This is a genomic window from Streptomyces sp. G45 (assembly GCF_049542095.1).
Classification (GTDB): domain Bacteria; phylum Actinomycetota; class Actinomycetes; order Streptomycetales; family Streptomycetaceae; genus Streptomyces.
Genome location: NZ_JBMUZU010000001.1, coordinates 3,308,109 through 3,325,966 on the forward strand (window position 1 = coordinate 3,308,109; position 17,858 = coordinate 3,325,966).

17 protein-coding genes and 1 pseudogene are annotated in these 17,858 nt (G+C 73.1%); 7 read left to right on the forward strand and 11 right to left on the reverse strand.

The annotated features are described in order from the left end of the window. Window positions 1–152: 152 nt before the first annotated feature. The 7 genes and pseudogenes from ACOBQU_RS13260 to ACOBQU_RS13290 all read right to left on the reverse strand — a co-directional run bounded on the left by ACOBQU_RS13260 (window position 153) and on the right by ACOBQU_RS13290 (window position 8,380). Window positions 153–1,778, reverse strand: a complete 1,626-nt coding sequence (locus tag ACOBQU_RS13260; protein WP_423626870.1) for a dipeptide ABC transporter ATP-binding protein — start codon at window positions 1,776–1,778, stop codon at window positions 153–155. Continuing rightward, complete coding sequence (locus ACOBQU_RS13265) at window positions 1,775–2,782, reverse strand: ABC transporter permease (RefSeq protein ID WP_423626871.1); 1,008 nt, start codon at window positions 2,780–2,782, stop codon at window positions 1,775–1,777. Before ACOBQU_RS13265 ends, ACOBQU_RS13260 begins: the two co-directional genes overlap by 4 nt. After that, the gene (locus ACOBQU_RS13270) at window positions 2,779–3,780 is read right to left on the reverse strand and encodes an ABC transporter permease (protein ID WP_423626873.1); all 1,002 of its coding nucleotides are present in this window, start codon (window positions 3,778–3,780) and stop codon (window positions 2,779–2,781) included. The genes ACOBQU_RS13265 and ACOBQU_RS13270 overlap by 4 nt, the downstream gene beginning before the upstream one ends. 21 nt (window positions 3,781–3,801) lie before the next feature. Further along, the gene (locus ACOBQU_RS13275; RefSeq protein ID WP_423626875.1) at window positions 3,802–5,529 is read right to left on the reverse strand and encodes an ABC transporter substrate-binding protein; all 1,728 of its coding nucleotides are present in this window, start codon (window positions 5,527–5,529) and stop codon (window positions 3,802–3,804) included. Between the two features lie 212 nt (window positions 5,530–5,741). Next, the gene (locus ACOBQU_RS13280; protein WP_384793221.1) at window positions 5,742–5,834 is read right to left on the reverse strand and encodes an Ms4533A family Cys-rich leader peptide; all 93 of its coding nucleotides are present in this window, start codon (window positions 5,832–5,834) and stop codon (window positions 5,742–5,744) included. Between the two features lie 67 nt (window positions 5,835–5,901). Further along, window positions 5,902–7,319: pseudogene (locus tag ACOBQU_RS13285) on the reverse strand (DUF3152 domain-containing protein). An 8-nt stretch (window positions 7,320–7,327) separates the two neighbouring features. Continuing rightward, a complete protein-coding gene (locus ACOBQU_RS13290) occupies window positions 7,328–8,380 on the reverse strand; it encodes an alpha/beta fold hydrolase (protein ID WP_423626877.1) in 1,053 nt (350 codons plus the stop codon). Between the two features lie 275 nt (window positions 8,381–8,655). Here ACOBQU_RS13290 and ACOBQU_RS13295 point away from each other — a divergent pair, with 275 nt between their 5' ends. The 4 genes from ACOBQU_RS13295 to ACOBQU_RS13310 all read left to right on the forward strand — a co-directional run bounded on the left by ACOBQU_RS13295 (window position 8,656) and on the right by ACOBQU_RS13310 (window position 10,912). Then, window positions 8,656–8,874, forward strand: coding sequence for a hypothetical protein (locus ACOBQU_RS13295; protein WP_423626879.1), 219 nt, complete (start codon window positions 8,656–8,658; stop codon window positions 8,872–8,874). A gap of 242 nt (window positions 8,875–9,116) precedes the next feature. Then, window positions 9,117–9,758, forward strand: coding sequence for a TetR/AcrR family transcriptional regulator (locus ACOBQU_RS13300; protein ID WP_423626881.1), 642 nt, complete (start codon window positions 9,117–9,119; stop codon window positions 9,756–9,758). Window positions 9,759–9,910: 152 nt separating this feature from the next. Then, on the forward strand, window positions 9,911–10,138 hold the full coding sequence (locus ACOBQU_RS13305; RefSeq protein ID WP_423626883.1) for a DUF3107 domain-containing protein: 228 nt from the start codon (window positions 9,911–9,913) through the stop codon (window positions 10,136–10,138). 504 nt (window positions 10,139–10,642) lie between these two features. Next, entirely contained in the window at window positions 10,643–10,912 is a 270-nt protein-coding gene (locus tag ACOBQU_RS13310) for a hypothetical protein (protein ID WP_423626885.1), read from the forward strand. 31 nt (window positions 10,913–10,943) lie between these two features. On the opposite strand, the gene ACOBQU_RS13315 is transcribed toward ACOBQU_RS13310, so the two are convergent. After that, window positions 10,944–11,699, reverse strand: a complete 756-nt coding sequence (locus tag ACOBQU_RS13315; RefSeq protein ID WP_423626887.1) for a ferritin-like fold-containing protein — start codon at window positions 11,697–11,699, stop codon at window positions 10,944–10,946. A 442-nt stretch (window positions 11,700–12,141) separates the two neighbouring features. Between ACOBQU_RS13315 and ACOBQU_RS13320 the strand changes: the two genes are divergently transcribed. Together ACOBQU_RS13320 and ACOBQU_RS13325 are read left to right on the forward strand one after the other, a co-directional pair. Continuing rightward, window positions 12,142–13,731, forward strand: a complete 1,590-nt coding sequence (locus ACOBQU_RS13320; RefSeq protein ID WP_423626889.1) for a DEAD/DEAH box helicase — start codon at window positions 12,142–12,144, stop codon at window positions 13,729–13,731. A gap of 127 nt (window positions 13,732–13,858) precedes the next feature. After that, the gene (locus ACOBQU_RS13325) at window positions 13,859–14,716 is read left to right on the forward strand and encodes an alpha/beta fold hydrolase (protein WP_423626891.1); all 858 of its coding nucleotides are present in this window, start codon (window positions 13,859–13,861) and stop codon (window positions 14,714–14,716) included. 24 nt (window positions 14,717–14,740) lie between these two features. Here the strand turns inward: ACOBQU_RS13325 and ACOBQU_RS13330 are convergent, their stop codons facing one another. Beyond that, window positions 14,741–15,655: an NYN domain-containing protein gene (locus tag ACOBQU_RS13330; protein ID WP_423626893.1), complete on the reverse strand. Its 915-nt coding sequence runs from the start codon at window positions 15,653–15,655 to the stop codon at window positions 14,741–14,743. Between the two features lie 233 nt (window positions 15,656–15,888). On the opposite strand from ACOBQU_RS13330, the gene ACOBQU_RS13335 reads away from it, so the two are divergent. Further along, the gene (locus tag ACOBQU_RS13335; RefSeq protein WP_423626895.1) at window positions 15,889–16,041 is read left to right on the forward strand and encodes a hypothetical protein; all 153 of its coding nucleotides are present in this window, start codon (window positions 15,889–15,891) and stop codon (window positions 16,039–16,041) included. Between the two features lie 107 nt (window positions 16,042–16,148). Here ACOBQU_RS13335 and ACOBQU_RS13340 read toward each other — a convergent pair whose 3' ends face one another. Beyond that, window positions 16,149–16,751: a MarC family protein gene (locus ACOBQU_RS13340; protein ID WP_423626896.1), complete on the reverse strand. Its 603-nt coding sequence runs from the start codon at window positions 16,749–16,751 to the stop codon at window positions 16,149–16,151. Between the two features lie 130 nt (window positions 16,752–16,881). Next, window positions 16,882–17,757, reverse strand: coding sequence for a PHP domain-containing protein (locus tag ACOBQU_RS13345; protein ID WP_423626898.1), 876 nt, complete (start codon window positions 17,755–17,757; stop codon window positions 16,882–16,884). Window positions 17,758–17,858: the final 101 nt, after the last annotated feature.

Consider the following 17,858-nt stretch of genomic DNA (forward strand, 5'->3'; position numbering starts at 1 on the left):
GCGCGACGGACGGTTGTCCGTCGCGCCACCAAAAGGGGTGAAGAGCAGTAACTTTCCCGCGCTGGTCGCGTTCCGTCGCGCTATGGGAGTCCCATAGCGCGACGAATGCCGTTATGAGGGGCGCCTGGGACGCCCCCACCGGTCACGCGGAGTCAGGCCACGGCCAACTCCTCGTGCGCCGTCCGCGCTGCCGCGAGCCGCGCGGCGCGCCGCTTCGCCGCGACCGCCGGGTCGAGGGCGGGCACGGCCGCCAGCAGCCGCTGGGTGTACGGGTCCTGGGGCGCGCCGTAGACCTCGTCCACGGTGCCCTGCTCGACGATCCGGCCGCGCCGCATCACCGCGACCCGGTCGCTGACCTGCCGCACCACCGCGAGGTCGTGCGCGACGAAGACCAGGGCGAGCCCCAGCTCGCGCTGCAACTCGGCGAGCAGCGCGGTGACCTGGGCCTGCGTGGTCACGTCGAGCGCCGAGACCGGCTCGTCGCAGACGATGAGCCGGGGCTCGGCGGCGAGCGCCCGGGCGATGCCGACGCGCTGCCGCTGGCCGCCGCTGAATTCGTGCGGGTAGCGGTCGTAGTGCGCCGGGTCGAGCCCGACGCGCTCCATCAGATCCCGTACGCGGGCGCGGATCGCCGTCTCGTCGCGGTCGCCCCGGGCGCGCAGCGGGTCGGCGACGGCCTCGCCCACGGAGCGGCGCGGGTTGAGCGAGGAGACCGGGTCCTGGAACACCATCTGCACCCCGGGCACCGGCCCGCCGCCGCGCCGCTGTGCGCCCGCGTGGCTGATCCGCCCCGAGGTCGGCTCAAGCAGCCCCACGAGCATCCGGCCGAGGGTGGTCTTGCCGCTGCCGCTCTCGCCGACCACGCCGAGCGTCTCGCCGCGCCGCACGGTCAGCGAGACCCCGTCGACGGCGGTGAAGGCCCCCTTGCCGCGCCCGAAGACGCGCCGCAGGTCGGTGGCCTCCACGACGACGTCACCGGCGGCGTCCGGACGCCGGTCCCGCTCGGCGTCCACGCGCGGCACCGCGCTCAGCAGCTCCTGGGTGTACGCCTCCTCGGGCGCCGACAGGACGTCGCCGACGGCGCCGCGCTCGACCACCCGGCCGTGCCGCATGACGAGCACGTCGTCGATGCTCTCGGCGGCGACGCCCACGTCGTGCGTGACCAGGAGCAGGCCCATGCCGGTCTCGGCGCGCAGCCCGTGCAGCAGGTCGAGGATCTGCGCCTGCACGGTGACGTCCAGGGCGGTGGTCGGCTCGTCGGCGATCAGCAGCTCGGGGCCGCAGGCCAGGGCCATGGCGATCAGGGCGCGCTGGCGCATGCCGCCGCTGAACTCGTGCGGGCGGGAGCGGGCGCGCCGGGCGGCGTCCGCGATGCCCACCCGGTCGAGCACCTCGACGGCGCGGGCGCGGGCGGCGCGCCGGGAACCGCCCGCGTGCGTCCGGTACACCTCGGCGATCTGGTCGCCCACCGCGTAGTACGGGTCCAGGGAGGACAGCGGGTCCTGGAAGACCATGGCGGCGACCGGGCCGCGCAGCCGCCGCAGCTCGGCGTCGGTGGCCGCGCCGACGTCGGTGCCGCCGACCCGGACCGAGCCGCTGACGCGCGCGCCGGTGCCCCGGTGCAGGCCGAGCAGCGCGGACGCCACGGTCGACTTGCCGGAGCCGGACTCGCCGACGAGGCCGAGGGCCGCGCCGCGCTCCAGGGTGAAGGAGACGCCGTCGACGGCGGTGACGTCGCCGAACGCGACGCTCAGGCCGTCCACTTGTACGAGGCTCACGCGAGCACCACCCGTCGGTCGGCCACCGCGTACAGGACGTCCGCGACGGCGTTGGCGAGGACCACGAAGAAGCCGGTGACGAGCACCATGCCGACGACCACCGGCAGGTCGACGACCCGCACCGCCTGCACCAGCTCGCGGCCGAGCCCGGGGAGCCCGAACAGCGTCTCGGTGAGCAGGGCGCCGCCGAACATCGACCCGAAGTCGTTGGCGCTGAGCGCGATCACCGGCGCCAGGGCACCGCGCAGGGCGTGCCGCCCCACGATGGACCGCTCGCTGACGCCGTACGCGCGGAAGGTGCGCACATGGTCCTCGGCGAGGGTCTCCAGCATCGCGGAGCGGGTGAGCCGGGCGTACTTGGCGGACTCGATCAGCGCCAGGGACACCCAGGGGAGCAGCAGGTTCCACGCCCACTGCTGCGGGTCGTCGGTGAAGGCCACGTACTGCGGGAACGGCAGCCACTGGAGCTGGCCGCAGACGAGGATCATCAGGAGCAGGCCGATGACGAACACGGGGGTCGCGGTGCCCGCGAGCGTGACGGCGGTCAGGACGCGCTCGGTGACGCGCCCGCGCCGCCACGCGGACAGGACGCCGGTGCCGACGCCGAGGATCAGCCACAGGACCATCGCGCCGAGCGCGAGGGAGCCGGTGACCGGGACCTTGTCCAGGATCAGCTCGGTGACCTGCTGGTCGGTCTGGTACGACAGGCCGAGGCAGGGCGCGGAGCAGTGCTGCGTGCCGGTGCCGGTCGAGTAGTCGTGGCCGACGAAGATACCGCGCAGGAAGTCCAGGTAGCGCTCGTACAGCGGGTCGTCGAGCCGCAGCTGGTCGGCGACCTGCTGCACCTGGGCGGGCGAGCAGCGCGGGCCGCAGGTGATCTGGGCGACGTCGCCGGGCGCCACGTAGAAGACGGCGTAGATGACGACGGACAGGACGAAGAGCGTGGCGACGGCGCCGACGGCGCGCCGCAGGACGAAGCCGGTGAACCCGGAGCCCCAGTTCACGAGCCCTCCTTCCGCTTGCGCCCGGTGCCGATCCGCAGCCGCGAGGCCGCGCGCGGGTCGAGGGCGGTGCGCACGCCGTCACCGAGGACGGTCAGGGCGAGGACGGTGACGAAGAGGGCGGCGGCGGGCAGCAGCAGGTACTGCGGCGCCGCCTGGTACCAGACGTCGGCGGAGGTGATCATCTGCCCCCAGGACGCGGTGGGCGGTTTGACGCCGACGCCGAGGAACGACAGGGCGGCCTCGACGGTGACGTTGGCGGGCACGAGCAGGGCCGCGTACGTGATGACGGGCGCGGCGAGCGCGGGCAGCAGCTCGCGGCGGGCGATCCGCACGCCGCTCCAGCCGCTCAGGCGCGCGGCGGCCACGTGGTCGAGGGCCTTCAGGGAGATGGTCTGGGCCCGCACGATCTTGGCGATGCCGCCCCAGCCGACGATGCCGATGACCAGCGCGACCAGCACGGGGCGCGGGAAGTCGCTGGGCACGATGGCGAGCAGGCCGAGCGCGAGGACCATCAGGGGCAGCGCCACCATGACGTCGGTGGCGCGGCTCAGGACGAGGTCCACCCAGCGGTTGCCGAGCCCGCTGGCGAGCCCGACGGCGATGCCGATGGCGACCTGGACGACGGTGGCGACCAGGGCCACGCCGAGGGACACCCGGGCGCCGTACACGAGCCGGGCGAACAGGTCCCGGCCGGTCTGCGGCTCCACGCCGAGCCAGTGCTCGCCGCTCATGCCGCCGAGGGAGCCGACGGGCACGCCGCCGCGGGCGGAGTCGATCAGCTCGGGGTGGTACGTGGTGGGGTCCTGGCCCGCGAGGGCGGTGAGCAGCGGCGCGGCGACCGCGACCAGGACGAGCAGGGCGACGACGCCGCCCGCGACGAGGGCGGCGCGCTGGGTGCGCAGGCGCCGCCAGAACTGACGGGCTCCGGAGGCGGCGGCAGCGGGCACCGCTTCGGTGCCCGCTCCCGCGCTCTCCGAGGCCAACAGGGCCTCACTCATGACGCGTTGACCTGTGGACCCTTACTTGACCGCGACCTGGGACACGTCGAGGACGCCCGTCCAGTCACTGATCACGACGTTCTTGACGTCCTTGCCGTACAAACGCTTGTAGACCGGGTGGAACAGCGGCACGTTGACGGCCTTCTCACCGATCTTCTTGTCGAGGGCGCCCCAGCGCTTGGCCGCCTCGGCGTGGTCGGTCAGCTTGTTGATCTCGTCGATCTCCTTGTTGACGGCCTTGTCGTTCAGGAAGGCGGAGTTGAAGTTGTAGCCGTCCTTCACGATCTGGCGGCCGTCGAAGATCGGGGCGAGGAAGGGGCCGCCGGAGGGCCAGTCGGCGCCCCAGTGGGCGAGGAACAGACCGGGCTCCTCCTTGGCGTCGTGGGCCTTGTCCTCGTAGTCGTTGTCCTCCAGGCCCTGCAGCTTGACCTTGATCCCGGCCTTCTTCAGGGCGTCCTGGAGGGCGGTGGCGATCTCCGGGCTGGTCTCGAAGTTCTTGGCGTTGGAATGCGTGAGGGTGATGGTCAGGCCGTCCTTGTACCCGGCCTGCTTCAGCAGTTCCTTGGCCTTCTCGGGGTTGCCGCTGTCACCCGCCGGGAAGTGGTCGAACTTCTGGTAGCCGAAGGCCTCCTGGTTCGGCAGGAAGGTGGTGGCGGGCTCGGCGAGCGAGGAGCCGCCGGCGGCGTTGATGACCGAGGAGCGGTCGACGGCGTAGGCGATGGCCTGGCGCACCTTCGGGTTGTCGAAGGGCTTCTTCTTCGGGTTGAAGGCCAGGTAGTTGGTGTAGCCGAAGTGGCCGGTGCCGACCTGCGCGGCGAGCTTCTTGTCGCCGCTGACCTTGGCCAGCTCGGCCGGGCCGAGGTTGGTGTCGGTGGTGACGGCGGCGGCGTCGGCGCCCTGGCTCGCGGACAGGCGCTGGTTGATGACGGAGGAGTTCAGGCCGGAGCGGACGTCGATGGCGTCCGGGTAGGCCTTGCGCTCGGCGTCGGTCTTCGGCGACCAGTGCGGGTTGCGCTCCAGCTGGAGGCGCTCGCCGTCGCCCGTGTTCTTGACGACCTTGTACGGGCCCGAGGAGACCGGGTGCTCCTCGTACTTGGTGCCCTTGTCCTTGGCCTTCGGCACGGGCGCGAACGACGTCTGGGTGGCGACGTAGTCGAAGTCGCCGACGGGCTTATTGAGACGGAAGACAATCGTCCGGTCGTCCGGCGTCTCGACGGAGTCCAGGCCCTTCTTGTCCTTGTACGGGCCCTGGTAGGTGGACCCGCCGATGAGCCAGTCCCGCAGGAAGGGCGCGCCGCCGGACAGCTCGGCGGCGAAGGACCGCTCGATGCCGTACTTGATGTCCTTGGTGGTGATCGGCGAGCCGTCCTCGAACTTGAGGCCCGGCTTCAGCTTGTACGTCCACACGGTGGCGTTCTTGCTGGGCTTGCCGAGGCTCTCGGCGAGGTCGGGGACGACCTTGGTGCCCTCGGCGCCGTTCTCGCGGTTGCGGGTGGTGAGGGTGCGGAAGACCAGGCTCGGCACATTGCCGCCGCCGGAGGTGTACAGGCGCGCCGGGTCGAAGTCGCTCTGCGGGTCCCGGTTCAGGACGGTGAGCGTGCCGCCCTTGCGGGGCTTGCCGTCGCCGCCCGCGTCGCTCTTGTCCTCAGGTCCCGCGCAGGCGGCGGCGCCCACGGCCAGGACGACCAGGGTGGCGGACGCCACTGCCGTGCGGCGGGATATGACGGACTTCTGACGACGCAGACGCATCGGAGTGCCTCTCGGAAAGCGGTGGAGCCGGAAACGGAATCAGCGGGGGGGGAACAACGGGGAATGCGCGAGAGCCCGCCCCGGGCGCGCACGCCCCGACCGCTTGTCCGGGATCCGGACGCCAGACCACATCGTGGACCGTGCCACGGCACACAGGCGGCCGGGAACGCGATACGGGGGAAGAAACGCGACGCACGCGCCGGGGGCGGGCGTCAGCGACAGTGAATGTCGGCCACGCAGAGCGCGGTCACGCCGAAGAGCGCCAGCTCAAGGGCGGCGCTGTTGGAGGCGTGACGGATCGACATGCGGAGAAATATGGACGATGCCGCGCGGAATGTCAACGCGATGTCTCTGCAGTCGAGCCAATCCGTCTCAACCCTTGGGAAATACCCAGGGGTTGGCCTTGCAGCGGATTCCGTCGTGATCGAGGAACTTGGTCTGCTGCTGCATGACCGGAGCGAGTTCGCCGTCGCGCTGGCAGTCCACGTGGCCGTGGCCGAGCCGGTGGCCGACCTCGTGATTGATCAGCATCTGCCGGTAGGGGTGGATGCGGTCGCCGTAGGTCTTGGCGCCCTGCGCCCAGCGATAGGCGTTGATCATGACGCGCTCAGTGGCGGCGGAGTCGCAGGACACGTTCTGTTCCACGACGTTCAGGCCGGACTTCGCACACCATTTTCCGGTGGTTCCGGGACTCGCGAGCGTAATCACGAAATCGGGTTTCCCGGAGGAGATCCGCTCGAAGGTGCGGGCGCCGTTGTGGGCCCAACTCCGGTTGTCGTTCAGGGTCTTCTGCACGGCCTCGGCGAAGAGTTCACCGTCAAGACGCATTCCCTTCTCGACGTCGACGCGGTACCGGAACTTCTGCCCCGCCCCGGCGCCCGGTCGAATCCGGGAATCACCTCGAACTTCCCCGACGCCGTGAGTTTCGGGGCGAGCGGATACTTCCGGCCCATCTTCTGCTCGTACGACGCGGGGGCCGCGGACGGGGAGTCGGCCGGGGTCGGCCGGTTGTCCGAGCGGGACGCGGAGTCGTCGCCGCCCCGGTCGTCCGCGCCGCCCTTCGCGGCCGCGGCGCCGGACCCGTCGCCCTTGGCGTCACCGGCCACCTGACCGGCCACGACGATCGCGAGGACGGTGGTCACGGCCGCGGCGGCGATGCCGGTCACGGTGCGGCCACGACGACGCTCCCGCACGGGGGCCTCCGGCTCTTCGTCGGCGTTCTCGGCGTTCTCGGCTCCGTCGCCGCCGGGCCCTTCGGGGTCCCAGTCCGTGACGGACTCGTACGGGTCGCGGGGCGGCGGCGCGTGGGACGCCCGGGAGGCGGGGGCGTCCTCCTCGCCGCGGGGGTCGGGCAGCCGGTCGAAGGCCGCCACGTCCTCCCGCCGGGGTCCGGGCACCCGCCCCCGGGGCGCCCCGCCCCGCGGAGCGCGCACCGCTCCCCCGCCGACCTCGCCCCAGCCGCCCCCGGCCTCCCGCTGCTCGGGGTGCCCGCCCCGGACGTGGGGGGTGCCGCCGGGCGGGGCCGCCTGCGGCACGCCGTGCGGCGGCGTCGCCGGTGCGGCCCCGCGCGGGGGTCTGGCCTGCGGGACGCCATGGGGCGGCGTCGCCTGCGGGACGCCATGGGGCGGCGTCGCCTGGGGGATGCCGTGCGCCGGTGTGCCGTCGGGTGCGGTGCCGCGTCGGCGGCGGCCGGTGCCGGGCCCGGACGGGGTCGCCTGGGCCTTCGGTATACCGGAGGTGCTGCTGGTGTCTGCTGTGTCGGCCGGGCCCCGGCGGCTATGACGTCCCACGCGGCGCCTCAGCTCCTCGCACCCGAAGTCGTACCCGAAGGAGTACCCGAATCACGGCGGTCGTCGCTCACGCCGCCACGATCCCGCACACCCCCGGCATCCCTCAACTCATCGGCTTCGGCCAGGAGTTCACGGAACGCGTTGGCCACCACGGCCGGGAACTCCATCATCGCCACGTGCCCCGCCTCCGGCAGGGTGAGCAGCCGGGAGTCGCGGAAGGCCGCCGAGGCCTTGCGGGCCATGCGGTACGACACGAGCAGGTCCCGCCCGCCGTACACCAGCAGCGTCGGGGCGAGCACCCGCTCGGCCTGGCGCCAGAGGCCGTGCTGGCCGCCCAGCGTGTACGCGTTCACGATGCCGCGGGCCGAGCGGGCCATGGCGTCCCAGAAGTAGGGGTGCGCGAGGCGGCGCTCCATCTCGCGCACGGCGGCGGCGAACGCCTCCGGCGAGGCGTTCGCCGGATCGCCGTAGCACAGCTCCATGACGCCGCGGACCCGCTGCTCGGGCGTCCAGTCCTTGGTGAGCCGGGTGAACAGGGCGGCCACGCCGGGGATGGCGAGCAGGCCCGTGGGCACCGCCGTGCGCTGCACGCGCAGCTCGGGCAGGGCGGGCGAGATCAGCGTGAGCGTGCGGACCAGGTCGGGGCGGACCGCGGCGACGCGCGTGGTGATCGCGCCGCCCAGCGAGTTGCCGACCAGGTGCACCGGGCCGCGTCCGCGCGCGTCCAGATAGCGGATGACCGCGCGGGCGTGCCCGGTCACCGAGTAGTCGCCGTCGTCCGGCGGCGGGGAGTCGCCGAAGCCCGGCAGGTCCAGGGCCTCCCCGTCGACGACATCCTCGACCAGCGGCATCAGCGCCGACCAGTTCTGCGAGGAGCCCCCGAGCCCGTGCACGTACAGCGCGGGAGGCAGGTCCGCCCGGGCCCCGGGGCGGGAGCGGACGCCGAGCGTCAGGCCCGGCAGGGACACCGAGTCCAGACGCTCGCCCTCGGTCCCGCCCACGCCCCCCGGCCTGGGGGCGGCGGAGGCGGCCAGGGCGTGCGGCAACTCGGTCGAGGACATGCGGCAATGTTACGAGGTGATCACGCGTTGGATCGCGTGTTCGGCATCACAGGGCCCGTTCGGATCTCGTAACAGCTCGGACGCCGATTATCGGACGCCGACAGGCCGACAGGCCGACCGTCGGACGCCGACAGATCGCGTAGCGCCTCCCGCGGGTGTTGCCTAGGCTCGACGGGGAACGCGCAGAGGACCACGCCGCAGGCCACCCGCACCCCGGGCCGCGCCGGGGAAAGCCCCGCGCACGTCCCGGACAAGAGAGCCGAGGAGTCCCCACCATGACGGTTGACCCCAGCGACCCGGACACGTTCGAGGCCGAGCAGGCCCCGGACGAGTACGACGAGGAGACGCCCGAGGCCGACGCCGCCGAGCAGCACACCGACCTGGCCCCGCGGCGCGACGGCTCCCTGGAGGACGTCGACCCGGGCGCCGCCAACGTGGCCGACGCCGCCGAGCAGGCCCGCGTGGTGGACCTCGACGAGGACGACTACCGCTGACGGACGAGGACCGCCACCGCCGAGTGACCGGTGGCGCCTAAGATGCCGCCGACGCCGTGCGCGTGCGCCCACCCGGCGCACGCGCACGGACCGCGCCTGCCCGTGTTCGCCCCGCTACACACGGCTTTCGCGAGCATCCAGTCCGTGAAATTCTGCGCTCGCACCGCGCACATCACAGTTACCGAAAAGTACGATGGCGGCGCGGCGCACACCGCGGCACAAGGACGAATTTGGGAGGCGGCGTGACAGCCATCGAGCAGACAGAGGCGGCACGCCCGCGAGGCACACGCCTGCCGCGCCGTGCCCGACGCAACCAGCTCCTCGGCGCGGCCCAGGAGGTCTTCGTCGCCCAGGGGTACCACGCGGCGGCCATGGACGACATCGCCGAGCGGGCGGGCGTCAGCAAGCCGGTGCTCTACCAGCACTTCCCCGGCAAGCTCGACCTCTACCTGGCCCTGCTCGACCAGCACTGCGAGAACCTGCTCCAGGCGGTCCGCGCGGCCCTCGCCTCGACCACGGAGAACAAGCAGCGCGTGGCGGCCACCATGGACGCCTACTTCGGGTACGTGGAGGACGACGGCGGCGCGTTCCGGCTGGTCTTCGAGTCGGACCTGACGAACGAGCCCGCGGTCCGCGAGCGCGTGGACAAGGTCACCCTGGAGTGCGCGGAGGCGATCTGCGAGGTCATCGCGGAGGACACCGGCCTGTCCAAGGCCGAGTCGATGCTGCTCGCCTCCGGCCTCGGCGGCCTCGCCCAGGTGGTCGCGCGCTACTGGCTGCACAGTGACGGCGGCGTGCCCCGCGAGCGGGCCGTGGAACTGCTCACCTCGCTGGCCTGGCGCGGCATCGCGGGCTTCCCGCTGCACGGCGCGGAGGGCCACTGACCGCGGGGCGCCCCGGCGCCCCGCGGTTCTTCCCGGCCGGTGTTCGCTCCTGGCGTGCGCGGCCGGAGCCGTTCCCGTCGCCTCACCGGGCTAATCTGTGCTGGTACGGCGCGGGCGGCCGCGCACATCACTGACCGGCGGAGGGACAAGGCGTGGAGGTCAAGATCGGCGTGCAGCACGCGCCGCGCGAGATCGTTCTGGAGAGCGGTCAGAGCGTCGAGGAGGTCGAGAGCGCGGTGTCCGACGCCCTGGCGGGCAAGGCCCAGCTCCTGACCCTGGTGGACGACCACGGCCGCAAGGTCCTGGTCCCCGCCGACCGCCTCGCGTACGTGGAGATCGGCGAGCCGACCCAGCGGAAGGTGGGCTTCGGCGCCCTGTAGCCCCACGACGGCGCCGCTCGCGCGGCGGCCCGCACGGCATCGGCCCGGTGGTCCCGACCACCGGGCCGTTCTCGTACCCGCCCCCACACGCGCCCGCGCCCCCGGACGGCCGGGCGCCTCCCGACGCCGGAGTGGCCGATGAACGCCGTGACCCCCGCGCCCCCGGACGGCCGGGCGCCTCAGCACCGCCATGCCACGCACCCGCGCGCCCCTGAGCGCCCCCGCTTCCCCCTGCGCCTCAGGCCCCACCCCCACGTTCCGTCCAGTTCACCCACCGTTCACCGCAGATGGCGGTGGGGGCCGTCCGTTCGGAGACAGGGGTGGTGTGGAGGGTTGTGTTCCGGGTCCCGGGGGTAAGACCGGCTAGGACCGATTTGCACCTGGCCTCGGACCGGATGCGCAGCCGGTCCCGGACCGGACTCGCACCTGGTCCCGGACCGGACTCGCAGCTGGTCCCGGACCGGATTCACACCTGGCCTCGGACCTTGAGGGAGGGACCACACAGTGATCCTGGAAGCGCTCGGCTCCACACTCCTCGGCCTGGCCCTCGCCTGGGCGTCGTCCCGCCGCCTGCCCGACCGGCTTCCGTCCCGGGCGCTCGTCCTCGCGACCGGCGTGTGCGGCGCGCTCTTCGGCGCGTTCGTGACGCACACGGCGCTCGGCGCGGGCCATGCCGCCGCCACGCTCGTCGGGGCCGTGGTGGTGGCCGCCGCGCTGCTCTCGCTGCTGCTGCGCCCGCGGCGGCGGCTGCACCGCCGCCAGCTCCCGGCCTGACCCCCGCCCCCGCGGGCCCGGGGCGGCGGGGTCAGGCCGCCAGGCCCAGGGCGGACATCCGCTTGGTGTGCGCCTCCGTGATGCGGGAGAACATCCGGCCGACCTCCGCCAGGTCGAAGCCGTCCGCCACGCCGCCGACCAGCATGGTCGACAGGGCGTCCCGGTCGGCGACCACCCGCTGGGACTGCGACAGGGCCTCGCCCATCAGCCGCCGCGCCCACAGCGCGAGCCGCCCGCCGACGCGCGGGTCGGCGTCGATCGCGGCGCGCACCTTCTCGACGGCGAAGCTGGCGTGCCCGGTGTCGTCCAGCACGCCCAGGACGAGCCCGCGCGTGTCGACGTCGAGCCGCGCCGCCACCTCGCGGTAGAAGTCACTGGCGATCGAGTCGCCCACGTACGCCTTGACCAGGCCCTCCAGCCAGTCCGACGGCGCGGTCTGCCGGTGGAAGCCGTCCAGGGCGGCGACGAACGGCTCCATGGCCTCGGTGGGCTCCGCGCCGATCGCGGCGAGCCGGTCGCGCAACTGCTCGAAGTGGTGGAACTCGGCGGACGCCATCTTCGCCAGCTCCGCCTTGTCGGCGAGCGTCGGCGCCAGCTTCGCGTCCTCCGCCAGCCGCTCGAACGCCGCCAGCTCTCCGTAGGCGAGCGCGCCGAGCAGGTCCACGACCGCGGCCCGGTACTGCGGGTCGGCGGAAGCTTTCGCCCAGTCCTGGGCGGCGACCCCGGTGGGCGCTTCGGCTGCTTCGGGGGCGTTGGCAGGGGTGTCAGGCGTCTCCATGAAGCGCACAATAGCCCCCCTGCCGCCAGCGGTAAGGCCCTGGTCAGCCACTGTGACGATGAGTACGTGGACAATTCCCCGGACACGCATGCGAGATTCCGGGGTACAGTGGTAATGCGCCCGCCGAGTATTCGACGGGCCGTATGAATGAGGATGCCCGGTCGGTGGCCCGATCGGCTCCGACCAGACAGCCCTCCTGGGCGGTGCGCGACATGCGTGCGGCAGACGGAGGGATCCCCTCAGCGGTGTGAGCGCTAGAGCGTCGGCAGTGGTCCCGTGTCACCCGGCTCGCCAGCTCGTTCCACAGGCGGTCGGCTGTCCCCAGCACGGTCACGACCCCCAGCGTTCGCCTCGCGCCGCGTCTCACAGAAGAGGCATAACCCTGACTACGACTTTCCGAGAACTCGGAATCCTCCCCGAGACAGCCGAGGCCCTGGAGGCCGTCGGCATCGTGAACCCCTTCCCCATCCAGGAGATGACCCTCCCGGTCGCGCTCTCCGGCACCGACGTCATCGGCCAGGCCAAGACCGGCACGGGCAAGACGCTCGGCTTCGGCCTTCCGCTCCTGGAGCGCGTCGTCGTCCCCGCCGACGTCGAGGCGGGCCGCGGCACCCCCGAGGACCTCACGCAGGCCCCCCAGGCGCTCGTGGTCGTCCCCACCCGCGAGCTGTGCACGCAGGTCACCAACGACCTGCTGACCGCGGGCAAGGCGCGCAACGTCCGCGTCCTCGCCATATACGGCGGCCGGGCCTACGAGCCGCAGGTCGAGGCCCTCAAGAAGGGCGTCGACGTGGTCGTCGGCACGCCGGGCCGCCTGCTCGACCTCGCGGGCCAGCGCAAGCTGAACCTGAAGCACGTCAAGTGCCTCGTCCTGGACGAGGCCGACGAGATGCTCGACCTGGGCTTCCTGCCCGACGTCGAGAAGATCATCAACATGCTTCCGGTGAAGCGCCAGACCATGCTGTTCTCGGCGACCATGCCGGGCGCGGTCATCGGCCTCGCGCGGCGCTACATGTCGCAGCCCACGCACATCCGCGCCACCGCGCCGGACGACGAGGGCGCGACCGTGGCGAACATCGCGCAGTTCGTCTACCGCGCGCACTCCATGGACAAGCCCGAGATGGTCGCCCGCATCCTCCAGGCGGAGGGCCGCGGCCTGGCGATGATCTTCTGCCGTACGAAGCGCACGGCGGCCGACATCGCCGAGCAGCTGGAGCGGCGCGGCTTCGCCTCCGGCGCGGTCCACGGCGACCTCGGCCAGGGCGCCCGCGAGCAGGCGCTGCGCGCCTTCCGCAACGGCAAGGTGGACGTGCTCGTCTGCACCGACGTCGCCGCCCGCGGCATCGACGTCGAGGGCGTCACGCACGTCATCAACTACCAGTCGCCCGAGGACGAGAAGACCTATCTGCACCGCATCGGCCGCACCGGCCGCGCGGGCGCGTCGGGCACCGCGATCACGCTGGTCGACTGGGACGACATCCCGCGCTGGCAGCTGATCAACAAGGCGCTCGACCTGGACTTCAACGACCCGGCGGAGACCTACTCCAGCTCCCCGCACCTCTTCACGGACCTGAACATCCCCGAGGGCACCAAGGGCGTCCTGCCCCGTGCCGAGCGCACCCGCGCCGGGCTCGACGCCGAGGAGATCGAGGACCTCGGCGAGCCCTCCGCCCGCGGCGGCGGGCGGGGCGGCCGGTCCCGCACCCGCTCCCGGGCGACGGAGGAGGCGGCCCCGGCCGAGCGCCCCGCGCGCACGCCGCGGCGCCGCCGCCGCACGCGGGCCGGAGCGCCCGTGGACGCGGCGCCCGCCCCCGCGGCGACCGAGGAGGCGGCCCCGGCCGCTGCCGAGGCCGCCGTGGCGGAGGCCGCTCCCGCGCGTGCGCCCCGCCGCCGTCGCCGGACGCGCGCGGGCGCCGAGACCGCCGCTGCCGCGGCCCCCGCGGCCGAGGCCGCCCCGGCCGCTGAGGAGGCGGCGCCCAAGCCGCGCCGCCGCCGCACGCGCAAGTCGGTCGCGCAGGCCCCCGAGGCCCCGGAGGCGTAAGGCCCCCGGCTGACGCCGCCCCGCCCGCCCCGGTGCCGTACGCACCGGGGCGGGCGGACGCGTTTCCCGGCCGGGTCCGGCGCAGCGCCCGCGCGGCCGGTGCCCCGGGGCCAGTAGCCTCGTGCCCATGAGTCGGCCCCCCACCTTCACTCCGCCGCCGGGCACCCGCGCCCGGACGCTGGACACCGAGCGCGGCGCGTTCGCCGTGCTCGACGCCGAGCCCGTCGGCCCGGACAAGGGAACGGTGCTGCTGCTTCCGGGTTTCACCGGCAGCAAGGAGGACTTCATCGCGCTGCTGCGGCCGCTGGCCGACGCCGGGTACCGGCCGGTGGCGGTGGACGGCCGGGGCCAGTACGAGTCGCCGGGGCCCGACGACGAGTCGGCGTACGCGAGGGACGAGCTGGCGCGTGACGTGCTCGCGCAGGCGGCGGCCGTCGCCGGTCCGCCCGGCACCCCGCTCCACCTGCTCGGCCACTCCCTGGGCGGGCTGATCGCGCGGGCGGCGGTGCTGCTCGCGCCCGGGACGTTCGCCTCGCTCACGCTGATGTCGTCGGGGCCGGGCCGGATCTCGCCGCGGCAGCGCGAGCGCGCCGAGCTGCTGACCGAGGCGGTCGCCGCCCACTCCATGGCCGCCGTGTGGGAGGCCATGTGGGCGCTGGAGCCGCCGGAGGACACCGATGTGAACGGGGGCGCGGAGGGCGCCGCCCTGCGCGCCCGCTGGCTGCGCAACAACCCGGCGCAGCTCATCGCCACCGGCCGTCAGCTCTGCGTGGAGCCCGACCGCGTCGACGAGCTGAAGGCCACCGCGCTGCCCAAGCACGTGCTCTCCGGTGAGCGCGACGACACCTGGCCGGTGCCGCTCCTGGACGACATGGCCCGCCGCCTCGGCGCCCACCGCACGGTGATCACCGGCGCCGAGCACTCCCCCAACACCGACCGGCCTCAGGCCACGGCCGCCGCGCTGATCGCCTTCTGGGACCGGTAGCGCGCGGCCCGGTCAGAAGCGCTGTCAGTAGCACTTCTGGAGGTGCTCCCAGAAGCCGTCGCGCAGCACCCGGCGCAGGTCGGACTGGCCGCGCAGCGAGTAGTCGAGCAGCCGCTCGGCCTCGACCAGCAGCTCCTGGTCGACGGAGCCCGGCAGGTACGGATGGCCGGGCAGCAGGCCCACCAGCGCCTCGCGCCCGCGCGCGGAGAGCCACTTGGCGGAGATCTGCGCGCCGACGAAGCGCACGTCCTCCCGTGAGGGGCGGGGCGTGGCCGTCGGCCCCTCGTAGGGCACGGCGGGGCGGCGCGTGATGAACGGCTTGAAGAAGTCGGCGTCGAGGGTGCGCTGGCTGTCGACCTCCCACAGCAGCGGCTCCGCCTGGTTGCGGCCCTCGGGGGCCTCGATGCCCCACAGGTGGACCCGGGCCCCGTACCCCTGCGCGGCCTCCACGGCCGATACGAGGTCCTCGTCGCCGCCGATCAGGGCCGCGTCGCTGATGGCGCGGTGCCGGGCCAGGGACTCCAGGTCGCCGCGGATCAGCGAGTCGACGCCCTTCTGCTGGTTGTTCGCGTTGAGGTTGCCCAGGCGCACCTTGACGTCCGGCAGCTCGGCGATGGACTGCTGCTCGATGGTGTGGATGCGGCGCCGGGCGCCGTCGTACCAGTAGACGCGGAGCAGTCTGCTGTCGGCGAAGACGGTGCGGGCCTTGTCGATCAGCGCGTCGATCAGCCCCTCGGCGTCCAGGTCGAAGGCGCGGCGGTCCTCGGTACCGGCGGCGAGGCGGCCCGCTGCGGCGTAGAGGTACCCGGCGTCGACGAAGATCGCGTGGGTGGACGGGGTCTTCGCCACTTCGGCGAGCATGCGCTCGAGGAGGCCGTTGGCGCGCGCGAGCTGGGCGGCGATACCGCCGGTCTCGTCGAGGGTGTCGTCCGTGTCCATACAGAGCGCATTGTCCCGTCCGTCACACTGCGGGCACAACCAGAGGCCGTCACTCAGCGAACACAACCAGCCGCGATACAGTCACGACACACGGTGTTCATTAGCCACGCGAAAATTTTCTTTAGCGTAGGGAATGTTTGACGAGGGCAAGTCGTTGTGACTCGTGTGAAGGCTGCTCCGGCAGCCACCAGAAGTTCTCCTTCAGGAGGATCACCAGACGAAGGGAGAAGCCCGTGCGCTTCGAAATCCTGCGACTCGACGACGTCGACGGCACCGCCGTGGACAGCACCGTTGTGGACGCCGCCTCCGTCAATCGGATCGTGCAGCAGGCCGCGGCCATAGGCCAGCGCCTCTACATCCGCCCGGCCGAGACCACCGCCTCGTAACGCCGCATCCGTCCCCGCACGCCGCAGAGCCCTGTATGACACCGGACCGACCGGTGCCGTACAGGGCTCTGTCGCGCGGGGCGCGCCGCGTGCCGTCGCGCGGCGCGTCAGGCGCCGTTGATCACCTGCGTGACGCCGTTGATGATCTGCTGGACGGCGATGGCCGAGAGCATCATGCCCGCGAGCCGGGTCACCAGGACGACGCCGCCGTCCTTGATCACCCGGATGATCAGCAGCGAGAAGCGCATCGCCAGGAACAGCACCACGTGGATGGCGAGGATCGCCACCCACACCGACACCTGCTCGGCGCCGCTGGCGTGCTGCACGGCCAGGATGACCTGCACGATCGCGCCGGGCCCGGCGAGCAGCGGCATGCCGAGCGGCACCAGCGCGACGTTCACGTCCTTGGTCTGCTTGGGCTCGTCGGTCTTGCCGGTGAGCAGGTCGAGCGCTACCAGGAGCAGCAGCAGACCACCGGCGATCATCAGCGCCTGGGTGGAGACGTGCAGGTAGTCGAGGATCTGCTGGCCTACGACGCCGAAGACGGCGATGACCCCGAAGGCCACGCACACCGCCTGGAAGGCCATCTTCTTCTGCACCTTGGCGGGGCGGCCCGCGGTCAGGGCGAGGAAGATCGGGGTGATCCCCGGGGGGTCCATGATGACGAACAGGGTGAGGAAGAGGGATCCGAAGACAGCGATGTCGAACACAGTGATGGCCTTGCGAGGAGTCGTACGAGGGGTGCGGCGCCGGACGGGCACCGGTGAGCGCGCCCAGGGGCGGGCCCACCGTCGGTGACGGCGGCGGCCGTGGTGAGGGGAGTGAGGGGGTGGCGCCCGGTCAGGCGGTGGTGCGTCCGCCCGCGCCGGGCACCGGGAACGCCCCGGTGGCGCGGCGGGTGATCTCGCCGTAGATCTCGGGGTCGGTGGTGTACTCGCCGAGCGAGACGGTCTTGCGGCTGCCGTGGTAGTCGCTGGAGCCGGTGACGAGCAGGCCCAGGTCGGCGGCGAGGCCGCGCAGGCGGGGGCCCGCCTCGGGCGCGTACGCGAGCTGCTCGGGGTGGTCGACCTCGACGCCGTCGAGGCCCGCGGCGGCCAGCTCGGCTATGGCGGACTCCGGGACGACCTTGCCGCGCTGGGCGGCGGCCGGGTGCGCGAGGACGGTGACGCCGCCCGCGGCCTTGACCAGGCGGATCGCCTCGAAGGGGTCGAGTTCGTGCTTCCCGGCGTAGGCGCGGCCGCCGTCGGCGAGCCAGGCGGGCGTGAAGGCGTCGGAGACGCTGGCGACGACGCCCAGCTCGACGAGGGCCTCCGCGACGTGCGGGCGGCCCACGGAGCCGTCGCCCGCGATGCGCGCGACCTGCTCCCAGGTCACGGGCACGCCCAGCTCCTGGAGCTTGGCGACCATCGCCTTGGCGCGCGGGACCCGGTCGTCGCGGACCAGCTCCCGCTCGCGGGCCAGCTCCGGCTCGTCGGGGTCGAAGAGGTAGGCCAGCATGTGCAGGCCGACGCCGTCGAGGCGGCAGGACAGCTCGGCGCCGGTGACCAGGGTGAGCCCCGGCGGCAGCGCGGCGATGGCCTCGGCGTGGCCGCGGGTGGTGTCGTGGTCGGTCAGCGCGATGACGTCGAGCCCGGCGGCCGCGGCGTTGCGCACGAGCTGGGCGGGGGTGTCCGTGCCGTCGGACGCGGTGGAGTGGGTGTGCAGGTCGATGCGCACGGCTCGGCTCCACGCGGTTCGGGCGGACGGGGGACACTTAAGGGTAACGGTCCCTGCCGGGTGGCCCCGCGGCGCGCCCCGGGGAGCCGACGGCGGCGAGC